The 24,390-nt window shown below is 39.3% G+C and carries 23 protein-coding genes and 1 pseudogene; 20 read left to right on the top strand and 4 right to left on the bottom strand.

Annotation, left to right across the window (positions count from 1 at the left end):
• Window positions 1-285: 285 nt before the first annotated feature.
• Window positions 286-363: pseudogene (locus IGI54_RS01765) on the top strand (IS200/IS605 family transposase); the annotation flags it as partial.
• Window positions 364-545: 182 nt separating this feature from the next.
• On the opposite strand, the gene IGI54_RS01770 reads toward IGI54_RS01765, so the two are convergent.
• On the bottom strand, window positions 546-1,319 hold the full coding sequence (locus IGI54_RS01770) for a DeoR/GlpR family DNA-binding transcription regulator (protein ID WP_216430824.1): 774 nt from the start codon (window positions 1,317-1,319) through the stop codon (window positions 546-548).
• Between the two features lie 525 nt (window positions 1,320-1,844).
• Here IGI54_RS01770 and IGI54_RS01775 point away from each other — a divergent pair.
• The 16 genes from IGI54_RS01775 to IGI54_RS01850 all read left to right on the top strand — a co-directional run bounded on the left by IGI54_RS01775 (window position 1,845) and on the right by IGI54_RS01850 (window position 19,310).
• Complete coding sequence (locus IGI54_RS01775) at window positions 1,845-2,918, top strand: alcohol dehydrogenase catalytic domain-containing protein (RefSeq protein ID WP_430620998.1); 1,074 nt, start codon at window positions 1,845-1,847, stop codon at window positions 2,916-2,918.
• 40 nt (window positions 2,919-2,958) lie between these two features.
• Complete coding sequence (locus tag IGI54_RS01780) at window positions 2,959-3,381, top strand: PTS sugar transporter subunit IIA (protein WP_216430826.1); 423 nt, start codon at window positions 2,959-2,961, stop codon at window positions 3,379-3,381.
• 78 nt (window positions 3,382-3,459) lie between these two features.
• Window positions 3,460-3,933 (top strand): PTS sugar transporter subunit IIB, encoded by a 474-nt coding sequence (locus IGI54_RS01785; RefSeq protein ID WP_216430827.1) that lies wholly within the window; start codon window positions 3,460-3,462, stop codon window positions 3,931-3,933.
• 27 nt (window positions 3,934-3,960) lie between these two features.
• On the top strand, window positions 3,961-4,728 hold the full coding sequence (locus tag IGI54_RS01790; protein ID WP_216430828.1) for a PTS mannose/fructose/sorbose/N-acetylgalactosamine transporter subunit IIC: 768 nt from the start codon (window positions 3,961-3,963) through the stop codon (window positions 4,726-4,728).
• Complete coding sequence (locus tag IGI54_RS01795; RefSeq protein ID WP_216430829.1) at window positions 4,728-5,585, top strand: PTS system mannose/fructose/sorbose family transporter subunit IID; 858 nt, start codon at window positions 4,728-4,730, stop codon at window positions 5,583-5,585. The genes IGI54_RS01790 and IGI54_RS01795 overlap by 1 nt, the downstream gene beginning before the upstream one ends.
• An 80-nt stretch (window positions 5,586-5,665) precedes the next feature.
• Window positions 5,666-6,715, top strand: coding sequence for a zinc-dependent alcohol dehydrogenase (locus tag IGI54_RS01800; RefSeq protein WP_379946372.1), 1,050 nt, complete (start codon window positions 5,666-5,668; stop codon window positions 6,713-6,715).
• A gap of 3 nt (window positions 6,716-6,718) precedes the next feature.
• A complete protein-coding gene (locus IGI54_RS01805; protein ID WP_430620999.1) occupies window positions 6,719-7,591 on the top strand; it encodes a class II fructose-bisphosphate aldolase in 873 nt (290 codons plus the stop codon).
• 193 nt (window positions 7,592-7,784) lie between these two features.
• The gene (locus IGI54_RS01810; RefSeq protein ID WP_313630696.1) at window positions 7,785-8,429 is read left to right on the top strand and encodes an endonuclease III domain-containing protein; all 645 of its coding nucleotides are present in this window, start codon (window positions 7,785-7,787) and stop codon (window positions 8,427-8,429) included.
• 76 nt (window positions 8,430-8,505) lie between these two features.
• Entirely contained in the window at window positions 8,506-9,258 is a 753-nt protein-coding gene (gene map, locus IGI54_RS01815) for a type I methionyl aminopeptidase (protein ID WP_379946374.1), read from the top strand.
• A 194-nt stretch (window positions 9,259-9,452) separates the two neighbouring features.
• A complete protein-coding gene (locus IGI54_RS01820) occupies window positions 9,453-11,225 on the top strand; it encodes an oleate hydratase (RefSeq protein WP_071861557.1) in 1,773 nt (590 codons plus the stop codon).
• 180 nt (window positions 11,226-11,405) lie between these two features.
• A complete protein-coding gene (locus IGI54_RS01825; RefSeq protein ID WP_430621000.1) occupies window positions 11,406-12,377 on the top strand; it encodes a diaminopimelate dehydrogenase in 972 nt (323 codons plus the stop codon).
• A gap of 148 nt (window positions 12,378-12,525) precedes the next feature.
• Complete coding sequence (locus tag IGI54_RS01830) at window positions 12,526-13,359, top strand: AraC family transcriptional regulator (protein ID WP_430621001.1); 834 nt, start codon at window positions 12,526-12,528, stop codon at window positions 13,357-13,359.
• Window positions 13,360-13,456: 97 nt separating this feature from the next.
• Entirely contained in the window at window positions 13,457-14,734 is a 1,278-nt protein-coding gene (locus IGI54_RS01835) for a PTS sugar transporter subunit IIC (protein ID WP_430621002.1), read from the top strand.
• Window positions 14,734-16,953 carry a beta-glucosidase BglX gene (bglX, locus tag IGI54_RS01840; protein ID WP_430621003.1) on the top strand — a complete coding sequence of 740 codons (2,220 nt, stop codon included), beginning with the start codon at window positions 14,734-14,736 and terminating at the stop codon, window positions 16,951-16,953. Before IGI54_RS01835 ends, bglX begins: the two co-directional genes overlap by 1 nt.
• A 130-nt stretch (window positions 16,954-17,083) precedes the next feature.
• Window positions 17,084-17,902, top strand: coding sequence for a peptide-methionine (S)-S-oxide reductase MsrA (msrA, locus tag IGI54_RS01845; protein ID WP_430621004.1), 819 nt, complete (start codon window positions 17,084-17,086; stop codon window positions 17,900-17,902).
• 295 nt (window positions 17,903-18,197) lie between these two features.
• Window positions 18,198-19,310: a hypothetical protein gene (locus IGI54_RS01850; RefSeq protein WP_430621005.1), complete on the top strand. Its 1,113-nt coding sequence runs from the start codon at window positions 18,198-18,200 to the stop codon at window positions 19,308-19,310.
• A 69-nt stretch (window positions 19,311-19,379) separates the two neighbouring features.
• On the opposite strand, the gene IGI54_RS01855 is transcribed toward IGI54_RS01850, so the two are convergent.
• From IGI54_RS01855 to IGI54_RS01865, 3 genes are all read right to left on the bottom strand, one after another.
• Window positions 19,380-20,030: a CPBP family intramembrane glutamic endopeptidase gene (locus tag IGI54_RS01855; protein WP_430621006.1), complete on the bottom strand. Its 651-nt coding sequence runs from the start codon at window positions 20,028-20,030 to the stop codon at window positions 19,380-19,382.
• A 24-nt stretch (window positions 20,031-20,054) separates the two neighbouring features.
• On the bottom strand, window positions 20,055-20,708 hold the full coding sequence (locus IGI54_RS01860; RefSeq protein ID WP_430621007.1) for an LPXTG cell wall anchor domain-containing protein: 654 nt from the start codon (window positions 20,706-20,708) through the stop codon (window positions 20,055-20,057).
• Between the two features lie 189 nt (window positions 20,709-20,897).
• Window positions 20,898-21,746: a helix-turn-helix domain-containing protein gene (locus tag IGI54_RS01865; RefSeq protein WP_430621008.1), complete on the bottom strand. Its 849-nt coding sequence runs from the start codon at window positions 21,744-21,746 to the stop codon at window positions 20,898-20,900.
• Window positions 21,747-21,870: 124 nt separating this feature from the next.
• Here IGI54_RS01865 and IGI54_RS01870 point away from each other — a divergent pair, with 124 nt between their 5' ends.
• The 3 genes from IGI54_RS01870 (at window position 21,871) to IGI54_RS01880 (ending at window position 24,317) form a co-directional block, all read left to right on the top strand.
• Window positions 21,871-22,563: an aspartate/glutamate racemase family protein gene (locus IGI54_RS01870; protein ID WP_430621009.1), complete on the top strand. Its 693-nt coding sequence runs from the start codon at window positions 21,871-21,873 to the stop codon at window positions 22,561-22,563.
• Window positions 22,564-22,653: 90 nt separating this feature from the next.
• Entirely contained in the window at window positions 22,654-23,448 is a 795-nt protein-coding gene (locus tag IGI54_RS01875) for a MerR family transcriptional regulator (RefSeq protein ID WP_430621010.1), read from the top strand.
• Between the two features lie 8 nt (window positions 23,449-23,456).
• A complete protein-coding gene (locus IGI54_RS01880; RefSeq protein ID WP_430621011.1) occupies window positions 23,457-24,317 on the top strand; it encodes a hypothetical protein in 861 nt (286 codons plus the stop codon).
• The last annotated feature ends 73 nt before the right edge of the window (window positions 24,318-24,390 follow it).

The following is a 24,390-nucleotide window of genomic DNA, read 5'->3' on the forward strand; positions in this document are numbered from 1 at the left end:
TAAGGTGAAAATGGTCCATTAATCCCATCTAATCTAAGCGAAGAAGAAAAAAATAAATCGACAAACAATAATTAGCACAACAATTTGGCAGTACCAATAGCACATCATACTAGCACCAAGACATCGTAATCAAAATTATTCACAAGAATTACAAAGAAAGTATGAGTAAAATTATTCATGTCTTACGTGAAAGAATAGATGTAGAGATCCATGATACAAATGAAATGTACGTAAAGAGTTAGCAAGTATTTTAATAAGGTTTGGCCTGGCATCGTTTGTAGGTTCTACCTAAAAGGAGAGAGTAGTTTAACGATATCCGATTGTCACGCAAACTTGGAATATAAATATGGCGATCGAAAATTTTGATGTACAGACTATTATGTAGATACAGTGGAAAGGAACCACTATCTTTGAGAGGCGATAGAGCCTAGAGTGGCAGGAGGGAATTTCATTCGCAGAACAACTTATCATCAAAAAGCCCTTTAACTTTTTGATCTCTCAATATAGTTAAAGAACTTATTAGTAATAAAATATTTTACTTAGACTTAAATTGTTTCAATTCGCTTAATACCATTTTTGTACATCTCATCGATTAACTTTTTATCTGTTTGCTTATCAGTGATCAATAAATCGATTTGATTGATTGGCAGAAAGGTGTAGAGTGCTCGGCGACCGATTTTTGTGTGGTCTGTAACAACAATTTTTTTCGCGGACGCCTCAATCATATTCTTTTTTGTAGTAATCAGGAGCTCGTTAAAATGGGTCAGCCCCTTTTCAATGTTTAACGCAGGAGTAGCAACAAACACTTTATCGACACTAAGTTTCTGCAATGACTCGTTGGCAATTTGACCATTAAGCATATAGCTATCATGAAAAAGAGTTCCTCCTGTAACGATAGTCGTGATACCTCGATTAGATCGTAACACTGAGGCAATATTTACGTCGTTGGTGATAATTGTAATATCTTGAAGCTGGGGCATCTCATTTAAAGTTTTTGCGATCTCCAAGGTTGTTGTTCCCGAGTCTAAAATGATTGCTTCACCACTATTGATATACTTAGCGGCATATTTTCCGATTTTTACTTTCTCGTTAATATTTTCAGTTGCTCTATCTTCAAAAGTTGGTTCGTCTTGCTTAATACTTGCAGGCACAACTCCACCATGAATCCTTACTACAAGTCCTTGAGACTCCAATTCATCGAGATCTCTGCGGATTGTTGTTTCATGAACGTTGAAAGTTTCAGATAATTGATTGACTGAGATAAATTGCTTGTTTTCAATCGTTTCCAATAATTTTGTTCGACGTTCTTCTGTTAGCATTTAATCCCTCCTTTCTCAATCATCGATGTATAAATTATAAAAAAAGTTCTACTAGTGGGTCATAGAACATTTCTGTCTAGGGCGTTTTATCCCAACATCACTGATAGCACCATACTTTTTTAGGTAAACTAAAAAAAGTTGTAAGTTTTTTTATCTAAATCGTTTTTCCATATTAAGTCTATGAAAAACAAATCAATGTGTCAATAAAGATGAATAGATTTTAAATGAAAACAAGCTAATTCGAGTACAAATGACTCTTGATAGAATTCGATAAATATAATAATTAAATAGATAAAACAAATGGATGTTCTTTTGTAATCTATAAAAAAAGCAGCGTAAATAAAATATTTCTGTGTTTTTTATAAAAAAATAAATCCAAGTATAAACATATATATTTATATGTTTATACTTTACTATGCTGTTTTTTTAAAAAATAAAGCGTTTACACGGTATGTTAATGGTGCTATACTCGTTTACGAGTTATAAAGAGCGATAACGAGCTTCAATGAACAAGGAGGAAGTAAAATGACGAATTCTGTTGAATCAAGGGTTTTTAGTTTAGTTAAGCCGGGAAGAATTGAAGAGACTAAAAAAATAAGGGAAATTCCAAAAGGTTGGGTAGCGATTGAACCAACTTATGCAAGTATTTGTCATGCGGATCTTAGATATTTTGCAGGATTGAGAAGACCCGAGGCGTTGGCAAAAAAATTACCGATGGCGCTATTACATGAAGGGATTGGTATTGTAAAGGAAACAAGCTCTGAAAAATTTAAAATTGGCGATCGAGTAGTTGTTGTTCCTAATATCCCGGGGCAAATTCTACATCCTGAAATTAATCAGAAGCCAGAAGTCCCAGTGAATTATTCTAAAGGAAATGCATTTTTAGGCAGCGGATATGACGGAATGGCGCAGAGTCGATTGGTTCATCCTGAAAGTTGTTTGGTATTAATTCCAGCGGAGATTCCGGATGAGATTGCTGTTCTATCGGAACTATCATCTGTTTCACATCATGCAATCAGTCATGTCAAAGAAAAATTGGAAAATCCAGAAACGAAAGTTGCGCTGTTTGGGGATGGCCCAGTCGGATATTTTACGGCTGTCATGTTGAAATATTTATACGGTGTTGATGCTGAACGATTTGTTGTTTTTGGTGCCTCTGACGATAAACTTGCGCAATTTTATTTTGCTCGTACGGGGAATGTTTTATCTTATGATTTCGAAAATTCAAAAGAGAAATTTGATGTTTTGATTGAATGTACCGGTGGAAAATTTAGTCAGAGCGCCTTGAATCAAGCAATTGAGATCGCAGATTCATTGGCAGATATTATTTTTATGGGTGTTACTGAGGAATTAGTCCCTATCGACACTAGAGATATATTGGAGAAAGGCATAACTGCTCATGGTAGTAGTCGTTCTTCAACGAGTGATTTCGAAGCTGTAATTAAAGGAATGATGAAACCAGATTATCGTACAGCGTTAAGTAAAATTTTACCGGAACAAGTTTCAGAAATTTCAACAGGAGAAGATTTCAAGAAAGTTATGGAAAAATTCGTTGCTAATCCGGGCTGGAAGAAAACCGTTATGCATTTTAATTGGTAGTCGCTGTATTGAAAAAAATTAAGAGGATGAGGGAGCAAGAATGACAGGAATTTTAATCGTAACACACGGAGAGATGGCTAATGGAATACTAGACAGTTTGACTCTCATTATGGGAGAACAACAAGACTGTCAAACGTTAGGCCTAAAACATGGTGATGATATTAATGAGTTTAGCGAAAAAATTCAGACAGGTATTTGTGAACTAGATGATGGAGAAGGCGTGTTGGTTTTAGTCGATCTGTTTTCAGCCAGTCCATACAATCAAGCTGCTTTATCATTCAATAAACTACAAGATCATAAATACCGTTTGGTCTCAGGTGTCAATTTGCCAATGATGATTGAAGCCTTTAATCAAAGAATGATTGGTGCTGATTTAGAAAAAATGTATCAAGCGTCAATGTTAGCGGGAAAAGAAGGAATTAAAGAATTTTTAGAAGAAATGGAAAAATTGAAAACAAATTAAGAATCGTATAGGAATGAAGATCTGCTGAATTTTCACGTAAAAAAAATTCAAACAAAAATAGTAATAGGAGTGTTTATGATGGGAGAAATAGTTTTAGCTAGGATAGATGATCGTTTAATTCATGGGCAAGTAATGACTGCATGGCTACAATATACAGGAGGAAATCATATTGTCATTGTCGATGACGCGACCGCTAGTGATGAGTTCACAAAATCTATTATGTCGATGGCGGTACCGAATGGGATTAAATTGTCGATTTTAGGAGTAGAAGATGGAGCAAAATTATTAGCTGCGATTCCTGACGGACATAAAATTATCGTTTTAGCAAAAGAGCCGCAGACTTATCTGAAACTGATTGAACAAGGTGTTCATTTTGATGAAATTATTATTGGAGGTATGGGCGCTCGTAAAGATCGCAAAACTTTCCATAAAAACATTTCTGCCTCGGATGAAGAAAAAGAAACATTCCGAGGAATTATCAGTCACAACGTCAAAATGAAGATACATGTTATCCCCGATCAAGGTTCGCAAGCAATTGAAGGGTTGCTTTAAAAATAATTTAGTAAAGGGAGTGTCAAAATGAAAATAAGTTTGATCCAAGCAATCTTGATAGGGGTTGTCTACTATCTTGGCATTAATGGAACGCCCTGGTTATCACTGGTAGGTACTCATGGCTGGATGCGCCCATTAGTTAATGGAACAGTCGTCGGATTGATTCTAGGAGATCCGGTTCGGGGTTGTATTGTCGGTGCCGCTATCAATTTACCTTATTTAGCCTTTATTTCAGCTGGCGGAACAGTCGCAATGGATCCTGCTCTAGCTGGAACGCTAGGCACTGCTTTAGCTCTAGCAGCGAATGTAAGTCCCTCGGTTGCTACCACGTTGGCTGTGCCGATTGGTTTGCTGGGAACGTTGATCTGGGTTGCTCACATGACCGTTGATATTACATTTGTGCATATGGCTGATAAGGCAGCGGAAGAAGGAAAAATTGATAGGATTAATTGGCTGCATATCGTTCCACCGCAATTATTTTTACTTTTAATTACTGTTGTTCCAGTTGCTGCAGCAGCCTATCTTGGTGCGGATGCAGTAGAAGGAATCGTTGATGCTTTGAGTGGTCGTCCATTAGATGTATTATCAGCTATTGGTGGGATTTTACCTGCACTTGGGATCGCAATGAATCTGCGGGCTATGAATGGGAAAGGGACATTGCTATTTTTCACATTAGGATTTATGTTAGTGATTTACTCTGGTCTACCATCAGTTCCAATTGCAGTTTTCGCAGTAATTATCGGATATGTATTTACTGAATTGTATTTAAAAGATAAGAATGGAGGGCTAGCATAATGGAACAAGCTGTTGAAACCTCAAAAGAAAAATTGTTGACAAAAAAAGATGTTGTTAAAGCCTTTTGGCGCTGGACCTTCTTTTCTCATGCCAATTATAATTATGAACGACTACAAGCGACCGGTGTTGTTCATGCCTTTAGCCCTATCCTGAAAAAGCTTTATGGTAAAGACGATGAAGAAATGAAAGCAGCTTTGGAACGACATATGCAATTTTTTAATACGGAACCTTCATTTGGTGGCCCAATTTTAGCTATGACGATCGCGATGGAAGAAGAGCGCGCGTTAGGAGCCGATATCAATGATCAAACAATCAATGGATTGAAAACGGGTTTGATGGGCCCGTTAGCTGGTATTGGAGACACTTTATGGCAAGGGACTTTGATTCCAATATTGCTATCTTTCACGCTACCATTCGGAGCTAAGGGTAATATCTTCATGGGACCAGTAATGTTTTTCGCACTGCATTGGATCATTATGACTGTAATCGCTTACTTTTTGTGGATTCAGGGGTATGAACAAGGAAAAGAAGGCATTCAGAAAATGATGGCGGGTGGGCGACTCTCGTACATTATGACGTTTTCGCAAACGTTAGGTGCGATTGTCATTGGTTCTTTAGCAGCTAACTTTGTTAAGATCGCGACACCGTTGAGTATCCATTTAAGTGGGAAAGAAAGCCTTTCTATTCAGACGGATGTATTAGATGCGTTAGTGAAAGGTATATTACCTCTAGGAGTTACATTAATAACCTATTATCTATTGAAACAGAAAAAATATACTCCAACGAAAGTATTAGTGATCCAAATTGTTGGCGGTGCGATTCTTGCTGCATTAGGCTTGATTGTTAATTCACTGTAAATGAATAACGACGTTGGTACGAAGTTACTTGTTCTGACGTCGTTTTTAATGCGTTAAATGAAAAAAATGAGGTGAGCTGATTGAAAACATCGGTATTTTATAACGTTAAAAATTTAGTGGTAGAAGAGACTCCGATACCAGAAGTACCAGTAGATAAAATTCTAATTCAAATTGATACTTGTGCTATTTGTACATGGGAACAGCGTGTTTATACCGGGGTAAAAAAAGTTGAATTTCCTTTCATTGGCGGACATGAGATAGCTGGAGAAATTACTAGGGTTGGAGCGACGGTAAAAGGAGATTGGAAACAAGGCGATAAAGTAGTTTTTGGAACAAATTTGGCTTGTGGACATTGCTATTATTGCCGTGTAGGGGAAGAGCAAAATTGTTTGTATTTTGATCACAGCCAGCAACAACCAGGTCTTCCCTATAAAGGGATGGGGGGGCTTTCTGAATATTTGATCGTTGATCCGGAAAATATTTTTACCTATCAAAATGTTCAGCCGGAAGAAGCTTCATTAACAGAGCCGTTATCTTGTGTTCTGCACAGTGTCGAGACTGCGGATGTTCATTTTGGTGATTATGTGTTAGTTATCGGTGCTGGAATCATGGGAATGCTTCATCTACAATTGGCGCAAAAAAGAGGAGGTATTGTGATCGTCTCCGATCCTAATGAAGAACGTTTGAAATTAGCGAAACATTTGGGAGCTGCCTGTGTGGTAAACCCTGAAAAGGAAAACTTAACTAAAAAAGTCTTAGCGGAGACTGAGAATTTGGGAGCTCAAATTATTTTTAATACAACACCGATTGCAAGCCTAATTCCTAGCTTGTTAGAAAGCTTATCTAACACAGGGACGATGATTCTTTATTCGTCGTACTATCCAGATAATCCAGTGGAGCTTAAGTTTGATCATATTCATAAAACAGGGCAGAAAATAATGGGGACAGCAAATTCAAATAAACGGGACTTTATCCGTGCGGCGAGATTGATCAGTCGAGGAATTATTGATGTAAAGCCTTTTATTACAAAAATATATCCCCTGAGCCAGATTCAAGAAGCTTTTCAGCAAGCGGTGACTACGGATGCCTTTCGAATTGTTGTAGATTTTAAACAAGAAAGAAGTGAATAAAGGATGTTAGTGACGTTAAAAGAATTGTTGAAAGAAGCAGAAATGGAGAAAAGAGCAGTTGGTGCTTTCAATGTTCCTAATATGGAATGTCTGCGTGGGGTCATACAAGCAGCGGAAGATCTGAATGTTCCTGTCATTATTCAACATGCGGAAGTTCATGAAAATTTGATCACGATTGAAGAAATCGGACCTTTGATGGTTGCTTATGCTAAGAATGCAAAAGTACCGGTAGCTGTTCACTTAGATCATGGGGCAAGTTTGACCGCCTGTTTGAAGGCAATCAAACTAGGATTTACTTCAATTATGTATGATGCGTCATTGAAAGATTATGAGACCAACGTCAAGGAAACTAGCGAACTCGTCAAAATTGCTCATAGTGTCAATGTTTCTGTGGAGGCTGAATTAGGTGAAATGACCAATTCAGCAATTGCTGGAGGAGAAGGACGTGAATCAAGCTTGTCTGATTTTAGCAATGTTGATCTCTTTACCAATCCTCAACAGGCCGAAGACTTTATAGAAGCGACAAAGGTGGATTGTTTGGCGATCTCTTTCGGGACAGTTCATGGAAAGTATATGTTTGAACCAAAATTGGATTTTGAACGAATAGCTGAAATCCGATCAACCACCCAAAGGAAACCATTAGTGATGCACGGTGGCTCGGGTGTTTCTGAAGAAGATTACCGAAAGGCAATTTCGCAAGGAATTCGAAAGATCAATTATTACACCTACATGAACATGGCTGCTGGAGATGCGCTGAAAAAGAAAGTCATAAATAATTCGTCAACAGAAATATTTTTTGACGAACTATCGTTGCTTGCCACGGATGCAATCAAAGAAAATGTGATTCAAGCTCTGAAAATCTTTAATGGGTTATAATTGAATAATTTTGTTTATCCGGTTTGTCACACAAGCCGGATTTATTTTTTAATTAATTTGTAGTATTTCAAAAAATGGAGTAACGAAGTAAAGTTATTCTCGCTCAAATTTACATAAGGAGAAACACTATACAAGCGTGTTTACTCGGATTCTAATATAATTAGAGTTAGAGCAAAATGCTAAGGAGATAGAAATGGTCACAAATATCGAAGAATTATATGAAGCCTTTAGTCAGGTCATGGAACACCGTCGCTGGTGGGATACTGATAATAAATGGGAGATTTTACTTGGTGCGGTGCTCGTTCAAAATACCAACTGGCGCAATGTTGATTACGCGCTGACAAATCTAGCGGATGCGACCCAGTTTTCACCAGAAAAAATACTGGCGTTAGAAAAAACAGAATTACAAGACTTGATTCGGCCTAGTGGCTTTTATAAAGGCAAATCTGAAACGATCCAGCGATTATTTGCGTGGCTGGCTGAAGCGCAATTTGATTTGGGATTAATTGCGCAACAAGATTTTTCAAAACTGCGGAAAGAATTGCTGACGATTAAAGGAATTGGTGAAGAAACGGCGGATGTTTTGTTAGTCTACGTTTTTGACCATTCGACGTTTATCGCAGACAAGTATGCGCAACGAATTTTTGAAAACCTTGGTTTTTTATCCTCGGGTTATAAGGATTTGAAGCAGCATATCTTTTGGCCTGAGACGTTAGATACCATCAAAGCCCAGAATCTTCACGGCTGGATCATTGAGTATGGACAGATTTATCTAAAAAATAAAGATCTTTGGCAAAGTGGTCCATTGAATCAATTTAAGCTGAAATTAAGCTCTTGACGGTTTTTAATCGTTGGCCTTTTCTTTGAAAGCGATTCGTGTTATAACGTTCAAGTATCAATGAAGGAGCAAATAAATGATCACTTTAAAATCAACAAGAGAAATTGAACAGATGAAAGAATCTGGTGCTATTTTAGCGGGTGTCCACAAACAATTACGGGAAATTATTGTTCCCGGCATTACCACCAAAGAAATCAATCGCTTCGTGCAGGAAAAAATTGAAGCGGCTGGAGCGACAGCGGCTCAGATTGGTTTCGAAGGTTATGAATTTGCGACGTGTACGAGCGTAAATGATGAAATTTGTCACGGCTTTCCGTCAAATTATCGGTTGAAAACGGGCGATGTTCTGAAGGTCGATTTTTGTGTCGATTATCATGGCGCAATCTCGGATAGCTGCTGGACATATGCGGTTGGCGCAATCACGCCGGAGCATCAAGCACTGATGGATGTAACCAAAGAAGCGTTGATGTTAGGAATCGAACAAGCCCAAGTCGGCAATCGTGTTGGGGATATTGGTCACGCCATCCAAACGTATGCAGAAGGCAAAGGCTACGGCGTCGTTCAAGATTTCCTAGCTCATGGAATTGGTCCGACGATTCATGAAGAACCATTCTTTCCACACTTTGGTGCTGCCGGTAAAGGAACCCGGTTGAAGGAAGGGATGACGATTACGATCGAGCCAATGATCACTACGGGAACTTGGGAAGCGGGGGTCGATGGCAATGGCTGGACTGCTCGGACCTTGGACGGCAGTTTTTGTGCCCAATATGAGCATTCCATCGTGATAACCAAAGACGGTCCAGTAATTATGACCGAACAAGAGGGATAAATGTATCAGCAAGTAATCGTTTTTTGATTGCTTGCTCTTTTTTTAGACAAATACTTCAATTAGTCTAGTTTTCCAGATTGTTCAACGCGTCTTATTTCTATTATTATTTTCTGACTGGTATGCTGAATAAAGAAAGCCAATGATTTTATTATCGTTGGCGGAGCACTTGAGAAAATAAAATAGGAGGGAACAACATGAGATACACGAATGGAAACTATGAGGCATTTGCTAGACCGAGAAAACCGGAAGGCGTTGACGACAAGAGCGCCTATATTGTAGGAGCAGGCTTAGCGGGCTTAGCCGCTGCAGTTTTTCTAATTAGAGATGGTCAAATGAAGGGTGAACATATTCATATCTTTGAGGAACTTTCATTGTCTGGCGGTTCGTTGGATGGAAAATTTATTCCCCATGATGGTTTTGTCACGCGGGGTGGTCGTGAAATGGAAAATCACTTTGAGTGTTTGTGGGATCTTTTTCGTTCGGTGCCATCACTGGAAGTGGAAGATGCCTCTGTCTTAGATGAATTTTATTGGTTGGATCATGACGATCCTAACTCATCTAATTGCCGGATCATCCATAATCGTGGTGAACGGACGGCCGATGATGGGGACTTTACCTTATCGAAAAAGGCGCAAAAAGAATTAGTTGATTTGTTTATGACATCCGAAGATCAATTAATCGGCAAAAAAATCGAAGACGTGTTTGGTGAAGAATTCTTTGAATCAAACTTCTGGTTGTACTGGTGCTCAATGTTTGCCTTTGAAAAATGGCATTCCGCCATTGAGATGCGCCGTTATGTGATGCGTTTTATCCACCACATCAAAGGGTTGCCAGATTTCACCGCGTTGAAATTCACTCGCTACAATCAATATGAATCTTTAGTGAAGCCATTGTTATCTTTCTTGAATGACCATGGTGTAGACTTCCAATATGAAACGAAGATCAATAATATTCAAGTTGAAGCGACACCAAATAAAAAAGTAGCCCAGAAAATTTTGCTGACGCATTCAGGTCAAGCCGAAGAAATCGCTTTGACGGAAAATGATTTAGTTTTTGTTACTAACGGGTCTATCACAGAAAGTTCAACCGAAGGGGACCATCATACACCAGCACCAATTACGCATGAATTGGGCGGTAGCTGGAACCTTTGGAAAAACTTGGCGAAACAATCAAATGAATTCGGTCATCCAGAAGTTTTTTGTGACAATTTGCCGGATGAAAGTTGGTTTGTCTCTGCAACCGTTACATGGGAAAATTTTGATATTGAACCGTATATTTCCCGCTTGACCAAACGGAAATTACGGACGGGTAAAGTTGTTACCGGTGGGATCATCACGATCAAAGATTCGAATTGGTTAATGAGCTTCGCGACTCACCGTCAACCACATTTTAAAGAACAAAAAGATCAACAAACAGTAACCTGGGTCTATGGACTTCTTTCCAACACTCCAGGAAATTATATTAAGAAGCCGATCGAACAATGTAGTGGGCAAGAAATCGTCCAAGAATTGATGTACCATTTAGGTGTGCCAGAAGAGGATATCAAGAAATTCTCTGAAGAGTCTTGTGTTGTGATTCCCGTTTACATGCCTTTCATCACTTCTTATTTCATGTTGCGAGAACCGGGAGACCGCCCATTAGTCATTCCAAATGGCTCAGAAAATTTGGCCTTTATTGGGAATTTCGCTGAAACCGAGCGAGACACCGTCTTTACCACAGAATATTCTGTTCGTACCGCGATGGAAGCTGTCTATTCCTTCTTGGATATTGAACGAGGTGTGCCGGAAGTTTATGCATCAGCCTATGACATTCGCACATTAGCCAATTCGGTGTATTATTTAAGTGATCGGAAGAAGCTTTCTGAAATGGATCTGCCTTACGTTGAGAAAAAAGTACTGGGGCATTTCGTGAAGAAAGTGGAACACACGTATATAGGCGATGTATTGAAGGACAATCATTTATTATAAAAATTGTGGTGGAGACAGAAGCTACTTCTGTCACACCGTTTAAACGTGAAAAGAAGCTGAGACAAATTAATGTCTCAGCTTCTTTTTTGCGCCTCTAAGTCAAAATTAAAATGAGCTTTTTTTAATTTTGGCTCTTGTTTTATTGTATAATTTTAATAAATACATTTAGGAGGACGGCGAATGATTAGAGTAGCAATTATTGGGTATGGAAACTTAGGGCGTGGGGTTGAACGAGCATTGAAACAAAATGCGGATATGGAATTGGTAGGTGTTTTTTCCCGGAGAGATCCTGCAGCAGTCCAAACCGACGGAGCCTCGACTTATCCCATAGCTGAATTAGAAGACTACAAGGAAAAGCTTGATGTGTGTATTTTGTGTGGCGGCTCAGCAACAGATTTACCTGTTCAAACACCAGCAATCACAAAAAACTTTAATACAATCGACAGTTTTGATACCCATGCCAAAATTCCTGAGCATTTTGCAAATGTCGATCAGGTCGCTAAAGAGCATCAAACTGTCTCAATCATTTCCACCGGCTGGGACCCGGGATTATTCAGCTTGAATCGTTTATATGCCCAAAGCATTTTGCCAGAAGGCGAGACGTATACATTTTGGGGTAAAGGAGTTAGCCAAGGACACTCCGACGCTTTGCGCAGAATTGTCGGCGTTGCCGATGCGATCCAGTATACGATTCCCAACAATGACGTGATTGAAAAATTAAAAGCCGGCGAAAAAATGGATCTGACGACACGAGACAAACATCTGCGGGAATGCTTTGTTGTATTGGCCGAAGGAGCTGACGAGGAAGCAATCAGACAGGAAATCGTGACGATGCCGAATTATTTTGATGAATACGATACAACGGTTCATTTTATTTCAGCTGAAGCATTAAAACGAGATCATCAGGCGATGCCTCATGGAGGAACCGTGCTGCGGACCGAAACCACTCACGATAAAACGAAGCAAGTCATCGAATACAATCTGCAACTCGAAAGCAATCCCGAATTCACTGCCAGCGTACTGGTCGCTTACGCCAGAGCGTGCGCACGTTTAGCGAAAGAGCAGCGTTACGGGGCCTTTACTGTTTTAGATATCGCGCCAAGTTATTTATCACCGATCGATGATGCGACGTTGAGGAGAGAATTGTTGTAGGTAGATTGAAATATCTTCATAATCGATTAAAATTGAAAGCTCAAGGAGACATCAGACGACTAGTTTGATCCTTGAGTTTTCTTGTGCTTAATTGTGACAATTTGATCGCATAGCAATTTAAAAAAATTTGAGAAAGCGAGGCTGTAATATGAAGTATGAAAAGATTTCACCCACGGATAATTATCCTTATAAAATTTTTTCATTCCAATCAAAATCTTCTGATCGTTTGATTCCGCCTCATTGGCATGAAAGCTTGGAGCTGTTATTTTGTTTCTCTGGAGAGTTGGAAGTAATATTCGCCGGACAAACCTATCATTTGAAAGCCAAAGAATGCATTATTATCAATTCGAATCATGTTCATTCTACTAGAAGTCCAATTTTAGGTGAGTGTTTAGTAATTCAATTTCCACTTGAATATTTACAGCGAATTACCGAAGAGCAGTATTTAAAAAAATTTCTATTTTCGGCGATTCCGGAACAGCAAACGAAAGAGCTTTTGGTATGTTTACTATTTATTTATCAGAATTTTTCATCTAATAGATTAGCGGAGCATCTTTATGTAAAAGCCAAAGTCTATGAATTACTAGCAATTCTTTGCGAAAGGAATACATTTTCTAGTACAAATATCTATGAAATTAAATCATTCAAATATTTAGAGAAAATGAAAGTAGTCAACCAGTATATTCAGGACCATTACACTCAAAATCTGATGATTGAAGAGGTAGCAAAGATATTTAATTATAATCCATCTTATTTTTCCCGATTTTATAAAAAATTCATGGGGATCACTTTTACAGAATATCTTAACTCGATTCGTTTAGATGCAGCATACAAAGAGATGCGTGATACAGACAAAACAATTTTGGAAATTGGCTTGAATAATGGTTTTGCGACGAATAAAACGTTCTACAATGTTTTTCGTAATAAGTTTGGTATGTCACCCCAAAAATTTCGACAACAATTTCTTAAAAAAAGTAATTAAATTTCCACTTTGTCGTAAAAAAGCGGAACGACTTAGCACTACCAACGAATCTATAATGAAAGCGTTATAAATATTCGTTTAATGAGGAGGAGCAACATTGAAAGAAAAAATTACCAATCTATTTGATAAACTGAATCCTTGGTTTGCTAAGTTAGGAGCTAACCCCTATTTAAAAGCAATCTCTGGTGCTATGATGGCAACTTTAGGACCGCTTTTCATTGGGTCAATGTCCGTATTGTTTGTTGTACTGATGGGAATGGTACCAGCATTAGCTAAACTGGATAAATTGACTGCGCTTCTTTCTAAAGTAAACACTATGACACTTGGCGCATTAGCTGTCTATATTGCCATTCTGATTGCGTACCATTTAGTAGTGAAATTAGATGAGAATGAAGATCCGATTTCCGCTTCGATCATTTCATTGATTAGTTTTCTAATCATTACACCTTTAGGAAAAATGACAGATGATTCAATGGGGATTCCGACAAACTGGCTAGGTGCACAAGGCGTTTTCTCTGCTTTGATCGTAGGGATCGTAAGTGCGCGATTATATTTAGCAATCAAACATCGTGGCTGGACGATTAAGATGCCTGCGGGTGTTCCACCAATGGTAACGAAAACATTTGAAGCTTTGATTCCAACCATTTTAATTGGAGTTTTATTTGCAATTGTTGATTTATTATTTAGTATGACCTCCTTTGGCAGCATGCATCAATTTGTTTACAGCATCATTCAAGAACCGTTAAAAGGTGTAGGTGGATCAATTGTAGCGATGATTTTACTAAGCCTCTTACAGCAAGTGTTGTGGTTCTTTGGAATTCACGGTACAAATGTGATTCTGCCACTTGTTACGCCGCTATGGCTAGCGATGGATCTTGAAAATTTGAATGCTGTACAAGCAGGATTGACGCCACCGAATATCGTGGGTCTGGCATTCTTTAATATCATTACTTGGAGCGGCTTAGGCTTAGGTTTGGTATTGCTGATGCTGAGGGCGAAAAGCAAGCAATATCGTCAAGTCGGAAAGATATCGATTATTCCAGCAATGTTTGGTATTACTGAACCAGTTATTTTCGGGACACCTTTAGTATTGAATTTTGATCTGGCATTTCCATTTATTACCAACAACGCAATCGCATTGACTTTGGCCTATGTACTGACGAAATTGGGAATTGTGGCAAAATTCATAGGCGTTCAAGCTATTTTTGGGTTGCCGCTTGGTTTTCATGCGGCTGTTCAAGGAAGTATCTCAATTATTTTGCTACAGTTATTTATTCAACTAATACTATCACCAGTCTTGTGGTATCCGTGGTTTAAACGCTTAGACTTACGTACTCATAAGGAAGAACAAGCAGCTGAAGGAGTTAATGACTAATGCAAGAAACTAAATTAAAAGAGCTACTGAATTCGTTAACATGGACCGAAAAAGTCGGTCAATTGGTTCAGCTATCCGGTGATTTTTTCCATAGTGAGGAGCTAGCTGTTGGACCAAAGAAAAAATTAGGGATCACTCAAAAAACAATTGATGTCGTTGGCTCGGTTTTAAATGTCACTGGAGCAGAAACAACGCGAGACATTCAAGAAAAGTATTTAAAAAATAGTCGCCACAAAATCCCGTTACTTTTTATGGCTGATATTATTTATGGCTATCGCACGATCTTCCCCATTCCTTTAGGATTAGGTGCAACCTGGAATCCTGAATTAATTGAGGAAGCATATGGTGTTATTGCACGCGAGTCGCGAGCTGCAGGAGCACATGTTACCTATGCCCCGATGGTTGATTTAGTAAGAGATGCTCGTTGGGGGCGTTGCCTAGAGTCAACTGGAGAAGACCCTCAACTGAATGCCGATTTTGCAGAGGCGATGGTTCGTGGCTTACAACAAGAGCAAAGTGATAAACTTGAGGGAATTGCATCTTGTGTGAAGCATTTTGCCGCTTATGGTGCTGGAGAAGCAGGACGAGAGTACAATACGGTTGATATGAGCGAACGTCGCTTACGCCAAGATTATTTAAGCGGATATAAAGCTGCTGTGGATGCTGGAGCAAAGCTAGTAATGACCTCGTTCAATACGTATGATGGGATGCCTGCTACAGGTAATAAATTTTTATTAAAAGAAATCTTACGAGAAGAGTGGGGTTTTGATGGTGTGATTATTTCTGATTATGCCGCGGTACAAGAGTTGATCTCTCATGGTGTAGCCAAAGATGAAAGAGACGCCACGCTTCTAGCGATGAACGCAACAAATGATATTGATATGAAGACCGGCTGCTATGCAAATGAATTGGAAGCATTAGTTGTTGAGGGCGCTATTGATTCAAACTTAGTAAACAGCGCTGTTTGGCGTGTTCTGAAATTAAAAAATGATTTGGGACTATTTGAAGACCCTTATCGTGGTAGCAATGTCGATCAGGAGCAAGCCACTTTATTGACTGAAGAAAATCGGAACTTGGCACGAAAAGTTGCCCAAGAGTCGATCGTTTTATTACAAAATAAAAATGAGGTACTTCCATTAAAAACGAACCAAGAAAAAATTTTATTGGTCGGGCCTTATGGTGACAAACAAGATTTAATCGGCTTATGGGCTGTTCATGGAAAAAGTACCGATGTTGTTTCAATCAAAGCAGCACTTGAAAAAGAACTAAAGCAAGAAAAATTTGCCTTTGAAAAGGGCTGCGACCTATTAGCAGATTATCAATTCTTGGGTGAATTTGGAGCTACGAAAGAGCAAATTCACTCATTAGGAATGTCTGATGAAGAAAAAGAATTAGCTCTCAATAAAGCATTGGCTGCTGGAAAAAACGCAGATATCATTATATTTGCAATGGGAGAACACACCATGCAAAGTGGTGAAGCGGGCAGTCGGACAGATATTTCTCTCCCTGAAATTCAAAAAAAGTTTATAAAACAGCTGGTTGAGTTAGGAAAAAAGAATATTCTAATTGCGATTAGCGGTCGTCCTCTGACGTTTACTAAGGAAGTTCAACAGATGGATGCGATTATTCAAGCTTGGTTCCCTGGAACTGAAGGGGGAAATGCACTAGTGGATATTTTATTTGGAAAAGTGAATCCTTCTGGCAGACTCAGTATGGGATTCCCAGAAAATGTTGGTCAATTACCAATGTCATACAATGAATTCAAAACAGGCCGTCCACTAAACAGTAGCACTCACAGAGGCAGATTTGTTTCGAAATATTTAGATAGATCTAATTCCCCGCTATTTCCATTTGGCTTCGGTTTAAGCTATGGAACGGTAAATTACGGTCAGTTATCATTGAGTTCAAAGCAAATGACGGATCAATTAACCGTCAGTATTAAAATAAAAAATAATTCTGAATATGAATATTTAGAAACGGTTCAGCTTTATATTCAAGATGTAACTGGTTCGGTTGTTCGACCAGTAAAAGAATTAAAAAAATACAAAAAAGTATATTTGTCTCCTAAAGAAGAAAAAAAGGTAACATTCACGATTAGGCGAAGTGATTTATTTTACTATATGAAGGATATGCAGTTTGGAATTGAAGCGGGGGAATTTATTGTTTTTGTTGGAAAAAATGTAAATGATACACAGCAAGCTCAATTTGAATTGCTTTAATTTCAACGAACGACTACAACTTTTGTGGTCGTTTTTTTTGTCACAATCCAACCATTCGATAATTCCACCAATTTGTGGTAAATTGCAGTTGAATTTTAGCTTGCAGACTGCCTCAAAGGGAGTGGGTATGATGGCTTTAGACCAAGAAAAAATTTTAGAAAAAATCTATAATCTGATCTTAAATCCCAACACGCGAGACTGGGAACGTTACTTGCTGACGAATGCAAAAAATGCTTTAGCAGCACGTGGGAATTTTAATGAGCAGACAGCCAAGTTGGAGGCGGAGCTGCGGCCACTGGCAAGCCGAAATAATTTGACACCGGATGTTGCTGATTTTTATCAGGAGCTGACTGGAAATGAATCGGGAATGGAAGAACCAGTCCAAGAAAAACATAGGATCAGTGATCCAACCCATCAAGAGAGGGCAATTTTTGCAGGCGGTTGTTTTTGGTGTATGGTAGAACCTTTCGAGACGCATCCTGGGATTGTTTCAGTGTTGTCAGGGTACACGGGTGGAATAGAGGATCAACCGAATTATGATCAGGTCAGCGGCGGTTTCACCGGACATGTGGAGTCGGTAGAAATTATCTTTGATACGCGGGTCGTTAGTTATCAAGAATTAATGACACTTTATTGGCAGATCATTGATCCGACAGATGCTTCTGGCCAATTCCAAGATCGTGGCGATCAATACCGCCCAATCATTTTTGTGTTAAATGACCAACAACGTCGAATCGCTGAAAAAGCCAAACAAGCGGTGATTGATTCTCATCGCTATAAAAAGCCGATCATCGTGGAGATTAGAAGAGCGGAGACGTTCTGGCCAGCGGAAAATTATCATCAAGAATTTTATAAAAAGCAGCCCAAAAGATACAAAACTATCAAACGGACCCGGCAGCAATTTTTGACGTATCAGCATTTAAAAGGAAAATTGCTAGCAAGAAAATAGCCACTTGGTAATCGTCATTTTTGTTTTGCTAACGCTAAAAAAGCCAGAATCTTTTTTTAGATTCTGGCTTTTTTGATTAACCAAGATGATTTGAATAATAAATGTTGATTTATATTTTATATAAAATAATACTATAAAAATAGCATACCGCAGACCTTCGTTTAGGGTCTTTTATAAATCCAATAATTTTATCAAAAAAGAGATATTGTTTGCTAAATGGTTTGTATCTAAACAGGAATACCTATATGATGAAAGAAAACGTTTTTACCTTAAAGCTTATATTGAGGAGAGAAAAATGAAAAAACTTAAAGTGATAATAATTATGGCGCTAGCGCTGCTTTTTTTTACGGGTTGTAAAAAAGAAAATCAAAAGGAATTTTCGGCGGAACTTGCAAAGCAAAATGAAATGAATGCAGGGAACTATTCAATCGTAGTTGACGAGCTAGCAATCAAAGGTAATGATCAAGATGCACCCACGCGGGCATCGATGGAGATGATCGCAAAAATGGTCAGCGGCACTAAAATTACTGGGGATTATCAAAAAGACACAGAAACAAAATTGGCTAAGATCAATATGAATATTGCGGCGTTAGGGCAAACGGTCCCCTTGAATCTGTATTTTGATATGAAAGAAAACGATCCGTCCGTTTATTTAAGTACAGAATTTATGTCGAAGGCGTTAGAGATCGCAAAAGAATTCAATGCAGAGATGCCGATCGACGCCAAAGAGTTTGAACAGTTCAAAGGGAAATATATCCACTTAACCAATGAAGATCTTGAAAAAAATACTACTGGAAAAAAGCAGACGAGTGATATTACGGCCAGCTTCAACACGAAGCACTTTGCTGATTATCTCGCTACGTTAGATACTGATTCCTTTAAGCAAGAAGGGGATACGATCCAACGAACCTTCACAAAAAAAGACCTTCAAGGCTTTTTCGACTACGTGAAGGAAAACGGCAGTAAGAAAGAACAAGCATCCATCAAAGATGCTGAAAAGCAACTAGATCAATTATCAAGCTATAAACAAACAACGACGTTAAATACCCAAAAGCACTCCCAAACAACCACTATGCAGGCCGATGCGAAAAATGCTGAGGCGACTCTGTCACTGAAGCTGACGATTAAAAATGACACAAAAGATTCGAAGCAAAAAATCGAATTGCCAAAAAAAGGTGACACGATTTCAGTGGAAGAATTCACTGAAAAGATGTCGGCAGGACAGCAGCAAGGCCAGGTTTCTCAAGAGGAATTCGCTGATATTTTAGCAGACATCAATAGTAGCAATGGACAGATCACACCGGAGTCAGCAGAGCAGGTCAAACGCGCGTATAAGCCCTACTTGACCGAGGAACAATACCAGCAGTTGGAAGAAGCATTGAATTCAAAGACCACTATGGCAACTTAATAAAATGGAGAGAGGACAAATTTTTGTCTTCTCTCCATTTTTGATTGGATTATTAGTTACTGGAGAAATTCATCGATGGATGAAGAAAACCAGCATGAAACCAATAAAATCATAAACATAATGAATCGCAAAGCTGGTCAGCAGTGAGCCGGATTTTTCATAGCTTTGGTTGAACCAAAAACGTGCAGAACCTTGGACGGCAATGACTTGAATGATCGTTAGGATCACGGAGCCGTTGAAATACGTCCAATAGTGAATCAAGCCAAATAAGATACAGACGAATAAATTTGCCACAAGGGGAGAAAGCTTTAGTTTAAATAGATTATAGAAATAAATACTGAATATCTCTTCTCCAATCAAGGCGAAAGGCATGATCAAAAAGAAGAACCAGAGCGGATTATCGTCCGCCGGATTGGCTTTATGAAGATGAGTTAGATAGGTAATCAAGCCGCCCAAAAAAAATGCGAAGAGATTGGCTAATAAAAAATATTTAAAAAAGTTTTTCCAAAAATGAATGGGTCGTTGAAAAAGCTTTTGATAGCCCATGGAACCAAAAACGAGCCAGTAGGCGATACTTCCGAAGAGTACTAAGGAAAAATAACCTAGATTGGAAACCGGGATGAGGCTTTCAGCATGACTGACTAAGTAGAAACCAAGCAACATGATGAAAGTGGTAAATAAAATCATCCTATAAGATGTATCAGATTGTTTATGGGTCAAATTATTTCCTCCTAAATGAGTGGATTAAATTTTTTGTTTTTTTGATACGAACCATAACCAGCTGAAGAGGCTTATTAACAGTCCGAAGCCAGCGAAGGTAAAATAATTTCCGGATCGTTGATCGCTGCCTGTTTTCGGAAGACTATGGTTCTCAGGATGAAAGACGTGGCTGACGGGAACAACTGAAGCAACTGTAGAAATATCCTCAGTGGAAGGAACCGTTGTTTCTGAGCTGACTGGTGTTGTGTTTATGTTACCTGTATCGGATACGCTGGTAGTCGCCTCACTAGAAATAACTGTTTCCTCAGGTTGAGGAGCTTTTTCTATTGTGACTTGCGGAACCAAAAGTGTAGCAGAAATTTCTGGCGTGCTTTGCTTTTCCACACTTGAAGAAGTAGTAGGATCAATTGTCGTTTCTATTTGATTGGAAACCGTAGTTGATTCACTATTTTCTGTCGAAGATGATTCAGCTTCCACTTTTTCCACGGTAGTTTCAGGAATATAAGGCACCAGCTGGACTTTACCCGTATCTGTGTACCAATCAGAGCCGTCGCGATGGAGGACGAAGCTTTCTCCTTGATCGCCATGCAAGGTTAATAAATTCTCAGTACTGGTTTGGTCAGCACGATAAGCTACGCCATCAATCAAATATTCTTGTGTTGCTCCATTTACTGTCAATGGCTGGACAGTAAAAAGCAAAGTGATAAGGGCTACTGAGTAGAGCCTTTTTTTAAGTGCTGTTCCATAAAAATTCCTTTCCATTCGTGATTACTTTGTCGATAGGAATAGTTTTATCATAATTGAAATTAAATATTTGCTTTGGTCTTGAATACAGGACCAAAAAAGCCGTTTCAATTAAGAAACGGTTTAAAGTAGCGATTCTAATTCTTTGGCTAAAGTTAGATGGTCCAATTCGTAAAGGATAGACAGAACGCGTTGAGTTTCTTTCCAACCAGCAGGATCACCGTGTTTCATTTTTAAGATTCCTTTGAAAAATTTAGCGCAGAGTCGTTGGAAAAGTTCTTTGTAGTCTGTTGTAAGTAAAAATAATTGTTCGATTAAGACGTCAGCATAGTCCAGCAGATTCTCATCTAGTGTCTCGCGAATCAAATTAACCAGCAGACTACAAAAAATTTCCCGGCCCCGATCATACTCCAGATAAAGCTCTAAGGATTTTGATAACTGCTTGAAGAAAATCAGTTGTTTTTCAGCATCAATAAATTCTAAGGTATTGGCGAACAATTGAATCTCCTGCAGCGTCCACGTTTGCAGATTGGTCAAATAGTGAATGATTGTCACTTTATCTTCCTCTAGCACGACAGCGGGAGTGTATTTCCCTGTTTTTTGCACGGCTTCAATGATTCGAATCCGTGAGCGAACTTCAGCGATTCGGACTTCAGCAATTTTTCCGTGATAAGATTGAAGCTCGACCAGTAATTGTTTCAATGCTAGTAAGTCATGATCGTTGCTATATTTTGAGTAGCGAAAAATATAGTCCGCCTGTTCCGGCAAATGATAGCCTTGACTAATATAAAGAAATTCATCCATATCAATTGAGACTCGCTCCAGAATATCGAGAAGCAAGGTAGCCGAAATACTGTGATTGCCTTTTTCAAATTCAATCGCATACGACTTCGAGACAATCCCTGAATAGACCTCTTTTTGTGTGAGTCCTTTATTGATTCGGATTTTCCGAACGACTTCTCCATGATACATCCTATCACCTGCCTTTTTTAGTAGCATAGCATATTTGAATAAGGCTGAGCCAACATAAGAACTGTCGAGTTATCCCAGCTTTCTTGCTATAATTAACGTGACTAAAAATAGAGGAGGCGCATCCATGAAAACGATTGGATTGCTTGGCGGCATGAGTTGGGAAAGTACGGTGACTTATTACACCCGCATCAATCAGCTGGTGAATCAGCAGTTAGGCGGACTGCATTCGGCAAAAATCAAGCTCGCCAGTGTCGATTTTGAGGTGATTGAAAAACAGCAGCTTAATGATCAGTGGGAAAAAAGCGGCGAACTTTTAGGCCAGGAAGCGCAGCGTTTGGAACAAGCGGGAGCTGATTTCTTAGTGATTTGCACCAACACGATGCATAAGGTCGCCCCGCAAATCGCTGAACACTTGACCATTCCCATTTTACATATCGCCGAGGCGACGATCGAGGTGTTGAAAGAACAAAAGCTCACGAAGGTCGCGCTGTTAGGAACAAAATACACGATGACCCAGACGTTTTATAAACAAAAAATCATCGATAGCGGGATCAACGTCTGGATTCCAAGTGAATCGGATATTGAGCTCGTCAATCAAATTATTTTTGCTGAATTGTGTCAGGGGAAAATTTTGACGAAATCAAAGGAAGCCTTTCTGAATGTGATCGCTAAGGCTATTGAAGCTGGGGCAGAAGGGGTAATTTTAGGTTGTACGGAGATTGGCTTATTGATCCAACAAAGGGACGTAGCGATTCCAGTCTTCGACACGACCGAGATTCATTCGCATAAAGCCGTCCAACGTGCGTTGGCTGAGTAAAGGCTACAGGACTACAAAAGTTAACACTTGACCTTCCATTAACCGGAAGCTGTAAACTACCAAAGAGAGAACAGAAATGGAGGGCTGCCGATGTTAAGCATTAGTCAATTTTCACGAGTCAGTCATATTTCTCCCAAGACGCTGCGCTATTATGATGAGATCGATCTCTTAAAGCCCCAAGAAGTCAACCAGGAAAACGGCTATCGTTATTATTCCAGCGAGCAGTTAATTACCGCGCTAAAAATTCAAAAATTAAAACAGTACGAGTTTCGGCTGGCGGAAATTCGTTTAGCATTGACCGATGAGCTGTATCTCCATGATCGTTTACTTGAAAAAGCAGGAGAGATCCAGCAGAAAATCGTAGACTATCATGATCTCCAAGCCGCGCTTGAAGGAGACCTCGCCACTTTGGCAGCCGGAGGGAATTTTCTTTTTAATCAAGAGACGGAGAAGATTACTTATCATGAGTCTGTTTCATGGCAGATTATTTCTATTAGAAAGATCATTAACGTTAAAGACTTTAGTCAATTATTGCAGGAAGTGGTGGCTTTAGTGGAGCTCAAGCAGGCAACGACGGTTTATGCGCCAATCACGATTTATCATAGTATGGAGTACACCCCTGATCATTACGACGTGGAAGTCTCAATCCCGATTTTAGAGAAAAACTTGGCTACGCGTCAATTGATCGCCCAAGGCTGCGTAAGCTATCATTTCAAAGGAAATTATCAGAAACTGCCGGCCGCTTATGCCCAGCTAGGAAAATGGGCAGATGAGCATCAGTATGAAGTAGTTGATCCCTTTTTCGAAGTCTATCTCACTGACCCCAGTGTCACGCCAGCGGATGAAAACGAAGTAGTGATCTATTTACCAGTCAAAGAAAGATGAGGGAAGCGATGGATTCAGCCTTACGTTTGAGAATCAAATACGACAATAATGAGAAGATCGAACAGCCAATAGAATGGCTCAAAGAATCAGAGATCGTCGCGAAATATACGCAGCTAACCGACTTAACGACATTGGGAAAAATTTTTGCGTTGATCGGATTGGCTGAGATTCCCAATGCCGAGCAGCTACCGCAAACCCAAGCGCTAGTCACTTTTGTGAATCAACACGTTGCTACGTCAGAGGGGTTTTCTTATACCGGCAAGTTGGAAGAAATCGTTCCTTGCTACAATGCGTTGTTATTGGAAGCCTACTGTCGTTTAGGACTAGGCAATACCCCAGAGGCTCAAAACGCGCTGCAATGGATCAAACAGTATCAAGTCTTCGAGCGTGAGCAAACAACGAGCTGGGCTCATAAAGGCATCTGTAAATATGGCGGCTGTATGAAAGCGACGCCTTGTTATATCGGTATCGGAAAAACGGTTCGAGCATTATTGACCTATCAAGAAATTGTCACTGCGGATGACCAGCAGGTGAAGCATTTGATTCAAGTAGGTCTGGATTATATGTTGCGGCATCAATTATTTCGTCGGCTCTCCAATCAAAAACCAATCAGTGCTCATATCACGGAAAGTATGTTTCCGCAAAGCTATACTCTTTCCTTCACCGATCTTGTTTACATCGCGGAAAAAGGTCAACTAAGAGAACATAAGCAGACACAAGCACTGACAGCCTTACTGTTGGAAAAACGCAGGAAAAGCGGCGGCTGGAAAAACGAATACATTTACAAATACAAAGGCTATCTAGCTTTTGACAATCGCCGCAACGATTCTGACTGGCTGACCTATTTGTATACACGTTATCTCAAATAAAACGGAGCTGGGACAATAATAATCCTAGCTCCGTTTTACGGATAAACGGTGGTGCAGAAGTAGCTTCTGCACC

Origin of the sequence: Enterococcus sp. DIV0800 (assembly GCF_050559735.1) — a bacterium.
GTDB classification, from domain to species: domain Bacteria; phylum Bacillota; class Bacilli; order Lactobacillales; family Enterococcaceae; genus Enterococcus_A; species Enterococcus_A devriesei.

Bases quoted from the DNA above. Each gene is read 5' to 3' on its own strand.
- IGI54_RS01770 (WP_216430824.1), bottom strand. From the start codon at position 1,319: ATGCTAACAGAAGAACGTCGAACAAAATTATTGGAAACGATTGAAAAC.
- IGI54_RS01870 (WP_430621009.1), top strand. From the start codon at position 21,871: ATGAAAACGATTGGATTGCTTGGCGGCATGAGTTGGGAAAGTACGGTG.
- IGI54_RS01785 (WP_216430827.1), top strand. From the start codon at position 3,460: ATGGGAGAAATAGTTTTAGCTAGGATAGATGATCGTTTAATTCATGGG.
- IGI54_RS01805 (WP_430620999.1), top strand. From the start codon at position 6,719: ATGTTAGTGACGTTAAAAGAATTGTTGAAAGAAGCAGAAATGGAGAAA.
- IGI54_RS01850 (WP_430621005.1), top strand. From the start codon at position 18,198: ATGAAAAAACTTAAAGTGATAATAATTATGGCGCTAGCGCTGCTTTTT.
- bglX (WP_430621003.1), top strand. From the start codon at position 14,734: ATGCAAGAAACTAAATTAAAAGAGCTACTGAATTCGTTAACATGGACC.
- IGI54_RS01865 (WP_430621008.1), bottom strand. From the start codon at position 21,746: ATGTATCATGGAGAAGTCGTTCGGAAAATCCGAATCAATAAAGGACTC.
- IGI54_RS01790 (WP_216430828.1), top strand. From the start codon at position 3,961: ATGAAAATAAGTTTGATCCAAGCAATCTTGATAGGGGTTGTCTACTAT.
- IGI54_RS01830 (WP_430621001.1), top strand. From the start codon at position 12,526: ATGAAGTATGAAAAGATTTCACCCACGGATAATTATCCTTATAAAATT.
- IGI54_RS01810 (WP_313630696.1), top strand. From the start codon at position 7,785: ATGGTCACAAATATCGAAGAATTATATGAAGCCTTTAGTCAGGTCATG.
- msrA (WP_430621004.1), top strand. From the start codon at position 17,084: ATGGCTTTAGACCAAGAAAAAATTTTAGAAAAAATCTATAATCTGATC.
- map (WP_379946374.1), top strand. From the start codon at position 8,506: ATGATCACTTTAAAATCAACAAGAGAAATTGAACAGATGAAAGAATCT.
- IGI54_RS01795 (WP_216430829.1), top strand. From the start codon at position 4,728: ATGGAACAAGCTGTTGAAACCTCAAAAGAAAAATTGTTGACAAAAAAA.
- IGI54_RS01880 (WP_430621011.1), top strand. From the start codon at position 23,457: ATGGATTCAGCCTTACGTTTGAGAATCAAATACGACAATAATGAGAAG.
- IGI54_RS01775 (WP_430620998.1), top strand. From the start codon at position 1,845: ATGACGAATTCTGTTGAATCAAGGGTTTTTAGTTTAGTTAAGCCGGGA.
- IGI54_RS01780 (WP_216430826.1), top strand. From the start codon at position 2,959: ATGACAGGAATTTTAATCGTAACACACGGAGAGATGGCTAATGGAATA.
- IGI54_RS01825 (WP_430621000.1), top strand. From the start codon at position 11,406: ATGATTAGAGTAGCAATTATTGGGTATGGAAACTTAGGGCGTGGGGTT.
- IGI54_RS01875 (WP_430621010.1), top strand. From the start codon at position 22,654: ATGTTAAGCATTAGTCAATTTTCACGAGTCAGTCATATTTCTCCCAAG.
- IGI54_RS01820 (WP_071861557.1), top strand. From the start codon at position 9,453: ATGAGATACACGAATGGAAACTATGAGGCATTTGCTAGACCGAGAAAA.